At 71.7% G+C, this 10,715-nt stretch carries 8 protein-coding genes; 4 read left to right on the forward strand and 4 right to left on the reverse strand.

The features are described from left to right. The first annotated feature begins 559 nt into the window (after window positions 1–559). Window positions 560–1,348, forward strand: coding sequence for a hypothetical protein (locus POL67_RS47750; protein ID WP_271928587.1), 789 nt, complete (start codon window positions 560–562; stop codon window positions 1,346–1,348). 64 nt (window positions 1,349–1,412) lie between these two features. Here the strand turns inward: POL67_RS47750 and POL67_RS47755 are convergent, their stop codons facing one another. Then, a complete protein-coding gene (locus tag POL67_RS47755; RefSeq protein WP_271928589.1) occupies window positions 1,413–3,464 on the reverse strand; it encodes a TonB-dependent receptor plug domain-containing protein in 2,052 nt (683 codons plus the stop codon). A 219-nt stretch (window positions 3,465–3,683) separates the two neighbouring features. Here POL67_RS47755 and POL67_RS47760 point away from each other — a divergent pair, with 219 nt between their 5' ends. From POL67_RS47760 to POL67_RS47770, 3 genes are all read left to right on the forward strand, one after another. Beyond that, on the forward strand, window positions 3,684–4,259 hold the full coding sequence (locus POL67_RS47760) for a hypothetical protein (RefSeq protein ID WP_271928592.1): 576 nt from the start codon (window positions 3,684–3,686) through the stop codon (window positions 4,257–4,259). Window positions 4,260–4,429: 170 nt separating this feature from the next. Then, a complete protein-coding gene (locus POL67_RS47765; protein WP_271928595.1) occupies window positions 4,430–5,554 on the forward strand; it encodes a M50 family metallopeptidase in 1,125 nt (374 codons plus the stop codon). Between the two features lie 5 nt (window positions 5,555–5,559). Continuing rightward, entirely contained in the window at window positions 5,560–6,291 is a 732-nt protein-coding gene (locus tag POL67_RS47770; protein ID WP_271928597.1) for a hypothetical protein, read from the forward strand. Between the two features lie 38 nt (window positions 6,292–6,329). Here POL67_RS47770 and POL67_RS47775 read toward each other — a convergent pair whose 3' ends face one another. From POL67_RS47775 to POL67_RS47785, 3 genes are read right to left on the reverse strand one after another with little or no spacing between them, the layout of a single operon-like run. Beyond that, window positions 6,330–9,062, reverse strand: a complete 2,733-nt coding sequence (locus POL67_RS47775) for a hypothetical protein (protein WP_271928598.1) — start codon at window positions 9,060–9,062, stop codon at window positions 6,330–6,332. Between the two features lie 13 nt (window positions 9,063–9,075). Then, complete coding sequence (locus POL67_RS47780) at window positions 9,076–10,365, reverse strand: outer membrane protein assembly factor BamB family protein (protein ID WP_271928601.1); 1,290 nt, start codon at window positions 10,363–10,365, stop codon at window positions 9,076–9,078. Further along, window positions 10,362–10,709: a hypothetical protein gene (locus POL67_RS47785; protein ID WP_271928602.1), complete on the reverse strand. Its 348-nt coding sequence runs from the start codon at window positions 10,707–10,709 to the stop codon at window positions 10,362–10,364. Before POL67_RS47785 ends, POL67_RS47780 begins: the two co-directional genes overlap by 4 nt. Between the last annotated feature and the right edge of the window lie 6 nt (window positions 10,710–10,715).

Genomic DNA, 10,715 nt, shown 5'->3' on the forward strand with positions numbered 1-10,715 from the left:
CGGCAGGTCCGCTTCGGCGCCGCGCCCAAAGCCCCGGACCGCTCGCCCCTTCGCGCCCGGCGTATCGCCAGGTTCCGCCCGGATCCCCCCGACCTCTCCTCGGCGCACCGCCCGGCCCCACCCCGACCGCCCCGACCTCCACCTGGCGCCCCGCCAAGCCTCTCCCCTCCCCTCCCGACCTCCACCTGGCGCCTCGCCAAGCCCCTCCCCTCCCCTCCCGACCTCCCTCGGCGCCTCGCCAAGCCCCTCCCGGACCGCTCCGACCCCGGCCAGGCGCCTCGCCAAGCCCCTCCCCTCCCCTCCCGACCCCCACCTGGCGCCTCGCCAAGCCCCTCCTCTCCCCTCCCGACCTCCCGTTGGCGCTTCGCCGCTCCGTTTTTGAGCGCCCCGCTCCGTTTTGGAGCGCTCGCCGCTCCGTTTCGGAGCACCCGCCCTCCGCTCCCAACCCTCGCCCCCTTCTTTTCCGCCCCATTCCACGCTGGCATCCGACTTGCCATATCGATCCCCCGAAACCCGCCGCGCGGCATTCCGCCGCGCTCGGTTCAGCGAGGTGTTTCCCGTGCCGAAGAACCATTCCCCCGCCAAGCTCTCCCGCGCCGAAAAAGCCACCATCGGCCGCAAGCTCCACGAAAACCTCATCCTCCGCGCCCAAAATGGCCCGCCCGAGCCCACGCTCGACGCCTTCATCCCCCAGCTCGACGCCACGACGACGCGCCTCGAAGCGCACGTCGCCGGCAAAGACGAGACGAGCGCCGCGCGCGTCGCGCATGCCGACCGCAGCGAGAAGGCCGATATCGAGGTCGATACCATCGGCCGGCACATCGAGGGGTACATCGACGTCGAAGGCAGCCGCCGGGCTGGTCCCTACGTCGTCTCGGCGCGCGCCCTCCATACCGCCGCATTCCCGCGCGGGCGCGCATTCCTCGATGATCACGTCCCCGACGAGAACCGGGAGGTCCGGAGGATCCTCGCCGTCCTGCGCGCGCCGGAGCACGCAGCGACGCTCGCGGGCATTTCGTTTCCCATGGAATGGATCGAGCGGCTCGACTTCGCGGTCGGAGAGAGTGAGCTCGCGCTCGCGGAAAGAGCCACGGCGCGTGGCGCGGTCGGCGACCATGTCAGCCTGGGGAAGGCGGCAGAGGCCGCGTGGGTCGACGTGGTCGGGCGGCTGCGCAAATACCTCGAATGCCGCGTGCCGGCGGGGAATGTCGAGGTCGCCCGCGAGAATCGGGCCCTGCTCGCTCCCCTGAACGACGCCGTCGCCCATGCAAAGGCGCTCGCCGCGAGCCGCGCGACGCGGCGGGGGAAACAGGCCACGCAGCCCGCCCCCGAGAGCACGAGCGGCTGATTCGCCTCCCCCTCCCCGACCCTCCCTGCTCCACCTCCGCGCGTGGAGTGGGGAGGGTTCCCCTCTACGGCGCCCGATACCGCGCCGTCACCCACAACGTCCGCCCCGGCAGCGGAAACCCCAGAAAGTCGCTCACCGGCATCGCCACGCTCGTCCGGAGCAGCTCCGACGGCACCCCGAACGTGCGCACGTCGAACAGGTTCTGCACCTCGACGCCGATCCGCAACGCGCGCATGCGCGGCACGTCGAGCGAGGCGCCCGCGCTGTGGAAGAAGCGCGGCGGGACGAGGAGCGTGCCCGCCGTGTCCACCGTCGTGCCCGCCACCGCGTCGATGCCATACCGCAGCCGCACCGGGCCGAATCGATACGCCGCGTCGTACGAGAGGTCGTGCAGCGGGCGGCCCGGCAGCGGGCGGCCGTAGGAGAGCGGATCCGCGCCGAGGTTTTCCGTGTGCATGAGCGTGTAGCTCAACGTGGTCGCGAGGTTCGCAGCGACGAGCGAGGCCGAGACCTCCGCGCCCACGATACGCGCCGCGTCCACGTTGCTCGCGCGGAAGGTGCTGCGCCCGAGCGGGAGGAAGACGATGAGGTCACGCGGCGACGTGACGAACCCGACGAGCTCGTAGCGGAACGTCGCGCGGCCCGCCGCGACGTCGCCATGCACGCCGACGTCGGCCGCGAGCGCGCCTTCGACACGCAAGCGCGGGTCGCCGAGCAAGCTGCCGCGATCTCCGTAGAGCTCGACGAAGCTCGGGAAGCGGCGAAGGAAGCCGCCGTGCGCCGAGAGGATCGCCGCGTCGGAGAAGCGGTACGAGGCGCCGAGGTGGCCACTCGGGACGAGGTCCGCCGCCGTGGGGTTCGTGTCGCCCGTCGGGGAGAGCAAGGCAGGGACGTCGGTCGCGCGGTCGCGGCGCGCGTCGAGGCGCGCGGTCGCGAAGAGGCGGAGCGGTTCGGACGGGCGCAGTTCGAGCTCGACGCCGGCGCCGCCCGCGAGGCGTGAGGCCGTGGTGCCCGCGAGGACGGCGCTCGTCTCGGGAGGCGTGAGCGACTCGCCGCGGAGGTCGAGGAAGACGCCGAGGCTCGCGTGCGCGGCGCGCGGGATCACGACGCGGTAACCGACGGAGCCGCCCGCCGCGAGGATCGTCTGGCGCGCGTCGACGCCGACACGCGTGGGATCGATTTCGCCATACGGATCCGAGTAGGTCGCGCCCTCGCGTCGTCCCCACGCTTGCAGGCGGAGCGAGCCACGCGCGACGTCACGCACGGTGGCGTCGACGCCGAGGACGAGGCGATCCGTTTCGAGGCGCGGGAAGAGCGTGGTGTACGTGGCGGAGCCGGGCAGTCCGACGCGGCGCGCGTCGGCGAGGAAGGTCGCGCCGACGGAGCCCCACGATCGTTCGAGCGCGACGCGGCCGACCGCGCCCGCCGAGACGGCGCCCGCGTTCGTGCGCGTGCGCGTGCCGCGCTTTCCCGTGAACGGGTCCGTGACCTCGTAGGAGAAGTCGCCGTCGGAGCGCGCGCCGAAGACGCCGAGGCCAAGCGTGACGTCGCCGATCTTGCGCGCGTCGCCGGCGCGGACCTTGAGCGCGCCGAAGGAGCCGGCGAGCGCTTGCCACTCGGTGCGCGCGCCCGCGAGCGGCGTCGGCGGATCGATGACGAGGACGCCCCCGAGGTACCCCGTGGCGCCGAGCGAGGCCGGCGCGAAGCCGCGGTAGACGCGGAAGCTCGCGCCAGGCCAGAGCGGGAGCGCGCCGACGTCGAACGAAGGATCGGCGCCGCTCGTGAGCGGGATGCCGGCGAGCAAGACGCCGACCTGCGTGGACGCGGAGCCACGAATGGAGAGCGTGGCCTGCGCGCCGTCGGCGCCGAGGCGACGCACGTGCACGCTCGGCAGCTCGGCGACGAGCGAAGCGGCATCCACAGGCTCGCGGGCGCGATCGTCGATCGACGCGCGCGAGACGAACGCAGGCGTGGTGGAGCCACGGACGGTGACGTCGAGCGCGGGCTTCGTGGGTTCGTCGGCGGCGTCGTCCTCCGCATGGCCACGCGCGGGGCTCCCGAGCGCCGCGACGAGCGCGGTCGCGCCGAGAAAACGTGCGCTCGTGCGGGGAGACATGCCGATCCGGGGACGTGGTCACCCGTGCGCCCACGGGGACGAACCGCGCCGTTGGTAGATCGATCCCCACCGCGAGGCGAGCGTTTGATGCATTGGGGCCGCCCTCGACGCAAAAAGACGCGGAGAGCGGCTCGCGGGCTGGAATCTCGCGTTACCACCAGGCGAGCGAGTTGATGCTGGTTCCTTCCTTCCCGGAAATTCTGCTGCTACGAAGGTTCCATGAAGACGCGCACGACACACCGCCTGCTTGCTGCAGGTCTCGCTGCCGCCGGGGCCTTCGTGGCGTACTCGCCGGACGCCCACGCCGTCGACTGGGTGATCAAAAACCCTTCGCAACACCCGGCGTACCGGGCCGAGCTCGAGCCGCACGCCAACTTCATCCTGTTCCGACGCGGCTACGGCATCGGTCGATATGGCTCGGGGGCTGAGCTCGGCGGTGGCTTCCGCGCCACGATCGAGCTCGCCGATCCGATGTTCATCAAGAAGATCAACAACACGATCGGCATCTCGTTCGGCATCGATTTCACCCAGTGTCGCTACTGTCGTTACTACCGCGACAACTACGCGATCTGGTCGCCCGTGGCGCTCCAGTGGAACTTCTTCTTCACGCGGAGCTGGAGCGGGTTCGCCGAGTTCGGCGGCATTCTCCGCAGCGAGGGCGCCTTCCGCTACGTCGACATCGACCCGGCGTTCTGGGTCGGCACGCGCATCCACTTCAACAACGACATCGCGCTGACCTTCCGCCTCGGGTACCCGATGTTCAGCGTCGGCGTGTCCTTCTTCGTCGGGAGCTGACCGCGCCCCCGGGGCCCGCCTCCCCGCTCGCCGGGGAGGGGCCCGCCCCCAGGCGGCCTCGGACGCCCCCCGAGAGGCCCCCTCATCCGACGCAAAAAGCACGGTAAAGCTGGTGATCCGAGCGCATCTCCTGCGTGCGGATCGTCTGCCGGGCAGGTAGACTGGCGACGATGTTCGGGATCCTGGCCCTCGCCTTGTTGATGGTGGTCCACGAAGGGGGGCACTTCCTCGCAGCGCGTACGTTCGGGATGCGCGTGCTGAAGTTCTCGATCGGGTTCGGACCGACGTTCTTCAAGATCTCCCCGAAGGACGGCTACTACTGGTTCACCTCGGCCGCCGAGAAGGTGAAGCTCAGGCTCTGGAAGCACGACGCCGAGAAGCAAGGGCCGACGGTCTACCAGGTCGCGATGATCCCCTTCCTGGCGTACGTGCAGATCGACGGGATGAACCCGCTCGAAGAGGTGGACCCGAAGGACAAGGGCAACTTCTCGAACGGGAGCCTGTGGGGTCGCATCGTGACGATCTTCAGCGGCCCGCTCGCGAACTACCTCTTCGCCTCGGTGTTCTTCTTCGGCGCGACGCTCTACGGCGGCAAAGCAGCCGAGGTCGTCATCAACAACGAGCGGCAGCTCCTCACCTACGTCGACGCGTTGCCCGGCCGGCCGGCGCATAACGCGGGCGTGCAGCCCGGCGACAAGATCGTCGAGGTCGCCGGCACGCCCGTCGCGACGTGGAACGAGATGGCGGAGCAGATCTCGAAGCGGCCGGGCGCGCCGATCAAGGTGGTGGTCGAGCGAAAGGTCGACGACAACCACGAGGAGCGCAAGACGCTCGACATCACGCCCTCGAACGAGGACGGCAAGGGCAAGATCGGCGTCGCGCCGCACAAGCTGCCCGTGCCGCTCAAGGAGGCGGCGATCTTCGCGCTGACCGAGCCGCCGAAGGTGGTGAAGAGCATCGGCGCAGGTCTGTCGCAGCTCTTCCGCGGCAACACGGAGGACCTCGGCGGGCCGCTGCGGATGATGAAGGAGACCGAGGACGCCGCGAAGCAAGGGCTCGCCGCATACCTGTGGCTGCTCGGCGTGCTGTCGGCCTACATCGGGATCTTCAACCTGCTGCCGTTCCCAGCGCTCGACGGCGGGCGGCTCGTGTTCCTCGCCTACGAGGCGGTGACGCGGCGCAAGCCGAACGCGATGGTCGAGGTCTACACGAACGGCTTCGGCATCCTGACGCTGCTCGGGCTCGCGCTGTACATCACGGTCTTCAAAGACGTGCCGCACATGCTCTCGAAGTGATCACGATGGAACGCACGCTCCTCGGCGTCACGCTCGCGGCAACACTCCTCTTCGGCGCCGCAGGATGCGTGACGCCACGCGTGAGCCTCGCCGAAGGTCCACGCGAGTACGTCGCGACGGACTACGAGAGCGTGCTGCGGAAGTGGACGCGCACCGAAGACCTGTTCGCGGTGAGCGAGCTCGAAAACTACCTGACCGCGACGGCGACGTTCGAGTCGTGGGATTTTCGATGGGCCTACGTCGTGCGCTACGTGCAGGACTACCGGCTCACGATCGATCAACGGAAGAAGCTGCTCGAGCGGACGCTCGACGAGACACGGCAGCGGCACCAGTTCTTCGTGGCGCTCTACGGCGGCGAGCGTCGGTTCAACGATCTGACGAAGCCCGACAGCGCATGGATCGTGCGGCTGATCGACGACACGGGCAACGAGACGGCGCCGGAAGAGATCATCGCGATCACGAAGCCGAACGCGCTCGAACGGACGTACTTCCCGTACAGCACGGTGCACAGGCAAGCGTTCCGGATCCGCTTCCCGCGCTCGACGGGCGACGGGAGGCCGACGATCTCGCCCCAAGCCAAGTGGTTCGGGGTCCGCTTCGCCGGCGCCCAAGGCAACAGCGAGCTCATCTGGATGATCGAAGAGACAGGGCCCGCCGAAGGGGCGAGCTCCGCCGATCCCGCAAGCCCGAACGCGCCGGCCGCAGATCCTCTCCGCACGACGACGGCGGTTCGTTGATCCTCCCTTCTCCCGCGAGGGAGAGGGGAGAGGACAGCTCAGCGCGAGAGCAGCTCGGCCACGAGGGGGACGTCGGCCGCGAGCTCGAGCGCGAGCTTGCGATCGCCGACGAGGAGGATCACGCCGGAGGCCATCGCGCGCGACGAGAGCGGCGCAGGCACGCCGGCCCATAACGCATCGGCGAAGAGGAGCTCGCCGGCGCGGGCCTCGCCGACGACGGCCGGCGGTTCCCCTTCCAGGATCTCGACGCCGCCGCCGACGACGAAGACGAGCCCAGGCATCGGCTCGTTCTCCTGCGTGATCATCTCGCCCGACTCACGCACGCGCATGTCGAGGCGCGTGACGAGGGCGTCGCGGGTCTTGCCGTCGAGCCCACCGAGCGCGCCGAGCGCGAGGCCGGCGCGCGCCTGCAAGCGATCGGCGCTCGCCTTGCAGTCGTCGAGCACCCAGGGGCACGAGCGCAGCGCTTGGTCGAAGGTGGCCTCGTCCCACGACGCGATCTTCGCGCCGCTCGCGCCGGTGACGATGCGCATGGAGAAGCCACCTTCGAACGAGCCACGCGACGTCAAGAAGGAGCGCGGGCCCGCGACGTGGCCCGGCACGGTCGCGTCGGTCGCGTAGACGGAGACGTCGCCCGCGATCACCAGCATGACGCCGAGCACGCGCGTCTGGCCGGGGCCGAGGGTCTCGATCTTCGCGGCGCGCGAGAGGGCGCGCTGGACGTCCTCGGGCAGGTCCGTGAGCGGCTCGATCGCTTCGAGCATCACGTCGCCGACGCGCGGCGGTCCCGAGGAGAGCGGCGCTTGCTCAGCCGCGGCCGGCGGCGCGGGCTTGGGCGCTTCGGGCTTGGGCGCTTCGGGCTTGGGCGCTTCGGGCTTGGGCGCTTCGGCCGCAGGCTGAGCCGCGTCGGGCTTGAGCGCGGCGAGCGCAGCGCGACCGGCGGGCGAGGCCGCGGGGCGCGGCGGCGCGGGCGGCGGCATCGTGGTGCCGGCTCTCTTCACGGCATCGGGGACGGCGGGCACCGTCTTCGCCGTCGGAGACACGGCCCAGCCGGGCTCCTTGTCCGGCGTGGGTTGCGTGGCGACGGCCGGGGGCTTCGGGACGCGGAGCGCGCTCGCCGCGATGGGGCTCTGGAGCGTGTCGGCGAGGGCGCGACGCGCGGTGGGGTTGATGCCGCCGGTCGTGGGCTTGGTCGGAGCGGGAGCCTTCGGGGCTTCGGGCGGCGGCGCATCCGTCTTGATGACGGGCGGCTGTGTTTTCGCCTCGGTGCGCGGTTCGAGGACGGGCGGGGAAGGCGTGGTGGCAGGCCCCGCGGTCTTCTGCACGATGGCCGGCGCGGGGGCCTTCGGGGGCACACTCGGCGCGCGCGGTCCTTGTTTTTGCGGGATGGCAGCGGTCTGGGTGGCGAGTTGTCCCGGCTGCGGCGCGGCTGCGGGCTCGCCCGATCCGTCCGCTTCCGCCGCAGGCGCAGGCGCCGCAGGAGCCGGCGCCGCGGGAGCCGGCGGTTCGGGGGCGGCAGGGACCGGCGGGGGAAGCGGCGCGGCCGCGGCTTCGTTCGGCGCTTCGGCGACAGGCGGCGGAAGCGGCGGCGGTCGCACGGACGGCGGCTGCGGAGGCACGGGCGGGCGCACCGAGGCCGGGGACGGCCCGGGCGGCGCGACCGCAGGGTTCGCGGGGGACGAGGCGCGCAGGGGCGGAGGCGGCGGCTTGGCGGGCGGCGCAGCGGTGGAAGCCGGCGCAGCGGCGAGCGCGGTGCCGCCAGGGAGCGGCGGCGGGACGGCGCGTTTTTTCCCGAGGGTCTGCTCGAGCGGCGCGGCCGAGGTGAGGACGTCATCGTCTTCGCGCATGGCCGGGACACGCGGCCGCGCGAGGCTGGCGCTCGACTCGCCGGTCGCCGATTTACGCCGCTGCACAGGCTCTTCGCCACGCGGCAGGTTCGCGCTCTGCGGATCTCCCTCCGACCAGGGATCGAGGATCGGCGAGCGAAGCGGCGTCTTGCGGGGCGGCGCGACAGACTTGCCCGGCCCCGGCGGGGGCGTGGAGGTCGTCCGCGCGGTCGTCGCAGACATCGGCGGCGGCGTCACCGAGCGAGGCGGAGGGCGCACCGAGGGCGGGCGTGACACGGGCGCGAGGAGGTCTCCCTCGGGGAGCGGCGCCGCCGGCGGGAGGGGCGATACGGGCGGGGGGAGCGGCGCGACGGAAGGCGGGCCGCCCTGCGCGGGAGACGCGACGAACGGCGCTGCCTGCGGGAACACGGACGGCGGAGGCGGCGGCCGCAAGGAGCCGGGCGACGGCGCGATCGGCGTGGTCTGCGGAGGGAGAGGCGGCGGCGCCATCGAGGGCGGCCGCGCGGTGTGCGGTACAGCCGAAGGAGGCAGCGGCGTCGTCGCTTGCGGCGGCGGCACGGGCGGCGGCGCCATCGGCGGGAGCGGCGCCGGCGGCACGATCGCAGGCCTCACGTGCGCGGGCGGCGGCGTGCCGGTGTTGGGATCGAACTCGATGTCGAACGAGGGCAAGGGCGCGCGCGGCGGAGGCGGCACGTCGGGTGCGGCGGCGAGCGCGTCGTCGATCTCCTGGGCGTACATCCCGAGCTCGGAGGCGCGGAACGCGTTGCCCGAGGATTCAGCGGCCTCGGCAGCGCGGCGGAGCCACACAACCGCGTCTCTCCGCTCACCACGCGCCCACAACGTTTTCGCAGTCGACAACCCCCAGACGACATCCTCCGCGTCGTCGGGGCGCGGATCGGGAAGCGTCACCGAAAGCTCGGCCATGACCAGACAACCCCTACCACAGGCCGTTTCTGGTCGGTGCGGGAAGTGCCGCCCCCTGGATCGCGTAGAGGCGGCCGTCCTCTGCGCCGGCGTACAGGACCCCGCCCGGGCCGAGGACGAGCGGGGCGTCGACGTCGCCGCCGAGCAGCACCGAGAAGAGGCGCGATCCGCGCGAATCCAGGGCGTAGACGTGGTCGTCGGCCGCGCCGAAGTAGAGGCGTCCTTCGGCATCGACGAGGGGCCCGCCATGCACGCCGAGCTCCCGGGGGCCGCCCTCACGTATCCGAAAGGCAAACCGCTCGACGCCGCTCGTCGGATCCAGGGCGACAATGCCAGGCCTCGGGCCGTACACTCCCGCGATCACGCTTCCATCACGGCCAAGCGAGAGCCCCCCACGGACGAATCCGCCGACGTCCACGCGAAACCGGAGCGCGCCGCTCTTCTCGAAGGCGAAGACGTGGCCGCCGTCGGTGCCGACGAAGATCGCGCCGTCATCGCCGAGGAGCGGAGCGCAGTCGACATCGGCGCCGAGATCACGGCGGAAGACACGCGCGCCGGCGAGCGTGAACGCGTAGAGGTGGTCGTCCTGCGCGCCGACGTAGATGGTGCCGTCGTCGTCGATCGCGGGCGATCCGTAGATCTTGCGCTGCAAGCGGATGCGCGTGCGCAAGGCGCCGCTCGGGCGGATCACGTAGAGCGAGGTACCGGCGGCGATCACGATCGAGCCATCGGGCGCCTCCGCCGGCGCGGTGTCGGCGTCCCCATCGACGAGGAGCTGCCAGCGGATGCGGCCATCCGAGAGGCGAACGGCGACGACACGATCGGCGTCGGAGCCGAGGATGGCGTGATCACCCGTGACGAGCGGGCTCGCGTAGATGCGATCGCCGAGCTGGATCTTCCAGCGGAGATCGCCGGTGGGCGAGAGGCGCACGAGCGCGCCGCCGAGCGAGGCGACGAGGAGATCGCCGCCTTCGAGGATGGCGGGCATCGCGGCGATGGATGCGGCGACCTCGTGGAGGACGGAGGCAGCGGGGAGCGCGCGCGGGCCGTAGAAGGGGCTTTGATGCCGGCGCTTGGCGTCACCGCGGAAGGTGCGGCTCGGCGGGCCGCGCACGACGACCTCGGGCGGCGGAGGCGGTGCAGGCGGCGGGAAGGCCTCCGCGAGGCGGAGCGCCGGGTCGAGGATCGCGTGTTCGGTCGCGCGCGCAGTCATGAGCGTCAGCGGCGCGCGTCCGGCGGCGAGTGCGGAACAGATCGTCGCGACGGCCGCGGACGCGAGGAGCGGCCCCGGCTTGCCCCTCACCGCGCGCGACGACCGCTCCTGCGCGACGACCCGCTACGCTTCTCGGCGCCGTGGCTCTGCCCCGGGCTCGCGCCGTTCAAACCCGACGAACCATGCGCGCCGTGCACGCCGTTCGTGGCCGCGCCGTTCGCGCCGTGCACGCCGTTCAGCGTGTAGCCGTGCTCCACGCAGCGACGCATCATCTCTTCTTTGCCGGCGAGCGAGACGGACTCGCCGGGCATACGCCGGGCGAGCCACGCGATCAGCGTGAGCCCCGCTTCCCGAGCGGCGGGCGGCAACGCGTTTTCCCGAAGGAGGCTCGCGATCTGCCCGATGAGCCGTGTGCGCTCTTCTTCGCACGCCATCTCGAA

The sequence above is a fragment of the Polyangium mundeleinium genome, assembly GCF_028369105.1.
In the GTDB taxonomy this organism is placed as follows: domain Bacteria; phylum Myxococcota_A; class Polyangia; order Polyangiales; family Polyangiaceae; genus Polyangium; species Polyangium mundeleinium.

Excerpts from the sequence above, each read along its gene's own strand:
- POL67_RS47755 (WP_271928589.1), bottom strand. The coding sequence starts at position 3,464 with ATGTCTCCCCGCACGAGCGCACGTTTTCTCGGCGCGACCGCGCTCGTC.
- POL67_RS47760 (WP_271928592.1), top strand. The coding sequence starts at position 3,684 with ATGAAGACGCGCACGACACACCGCCTGCTTGCTGCAGGTCTCGCTGCC.
- POL67_RS47785 (WP_271928602.1), bottom strand. The coding sequence starts at position 10,709 with ATGGCGTGCGAAGAAGAGCGCACACGGCTCATCGGGCAGATCGCGAGC.
- POL67_RS47770 (WP_271928597.1), top strand. The coding sequence starts at position 5,560 with ATGGAACGCACGCTCCTCGGCGTCACGCTCGCGGCAACACTCCTCTTC.
- POL67_RS47765 (WP_271928595.1), top strand. The coding sequence starts at position 4,430 with ATGTTCGGGATCCTGGCCCTCGCCTTGTTGATGGTGGTCCACGAAGGG.
- POL67_RS47775 (WP_271928598.1), bottom strand. The coding sequence starts at position 9,062 with ATGGCCGAGCTTTCGGTGACGCTTCCCGATCCGCGCCCCGACGACGCG.